The sequence below is a fragment of the Georgenia sp. genome, assembly GCF_054605595.1.
This window is the reverse complement of sequence record NZ_JBTSDU010000183.1, coordinates 3438-4403: the sequence shown is the minus strand read 5'-3', so window position 1 is coordinate 4403 and position 966 is coordinate 3438. Positions and strand designations below refer to the sequence as shown.

At 70.0% G+C, this 966-nt stretch carries 2 protein-coding genes; both read left to right on the top strand.

Translation table 11 applies throughout. From position 1 onward, the window contains the following. On the top strand, window positions 1-645 hold a 645-nt coding region (locus ACYC1Z_RS14375), incomplete at its 5' end, for a cell division protein FtsQ/DivIB (protein ID WP_461410203.1). Between the two features lie 25 nt (window positions 646-670). Continuing rightward, a partial coding sequence (locus tag ACYC1Z_RS14370) for a cell division FtsA domain-containing protein (protein WP_461410202.1) occupies window positions 671-966 on the top strand: 296 nt, incomplete at its 3' end.

The window sequence follows — 966 nt, the reverse complement described above, 5'->3', positions numbered from 1 at the left end:
AACGTCTATCTGGAAGGGCGCGAGAACGCCGGCAAGGACGAGGTCATGGCCGCGCTGCGGGTGCGCCGCGGCACGCCCCTGTTCGGCTTCGACCTGTTCGCCGCCAAGGCGCGGCTGGAGGCGCTGCCCTGGGTGCAGTCGGCCGCGGTCGAGCGCCGCACGCCTGACACGATCTATGTCCGCATCGTCGAGCGCCAACCCTTCGCCCTCTGGCAGCACGACGGGCGCGTGATGCTGGTCGATGCCGAGGGCGTGGTGCTGACCGACAAGAACCTGGACCGCTTCGGCAACCTTCTCCTCCTGGTCGGGCCGGAAGCGCCGGCCTACGCCCAGGAGCTGTTCGACACGATCGCGGTCGAGCCCGACCTGGCGCGCCGCGTGACCGCCGCCGTGCGCGTCGGCGGACGGCGCTGGAACGTCCAGCTCGACGATTCGATCGAAGTGAAGCTGCCCGAGGACGACGCGGCCGGCGCGTGGGCGCGCCTGGCCCATATCGAGCGGACGCAAGGGATTCTCAAGCGCGACCTGGCCGCCGTCGATCTGCGGCTGCCGGACCGGCTGGTGGTGACGCTGCCGACCGAGGTGATGGCGCGGCCCAAGGCCGTGCGCCGGCCGGGTGTCGCGGGCAAGGACCACGAAACGTGATTCGGGGACGAGGGGAACAGACGTCGTGAGCAAGATTCGCACCGGCCTCATCGCGGCGCTGGACGTGGGCAGCACCAAGCTGTGCTGCTTCATCGCGCGCGCGGACGCGTCCAGCGGCATCCGGGTGATCGGCATCGGCCACCAGATGGCGAAAGGGGTGCGCAACGGCGCCATCGTCGACATGGATGCGGCGGAAATCTCGATCCGCAACGCCGTCCACGCGGCCGAGCAGATGGCGGGCGAGACCATCGAGCAGCTCGTGGTCAACATCTCCTGCGGCAACCCCTCCTCGCGCACCGTCGGCGTCGAGGTCTCGATCGA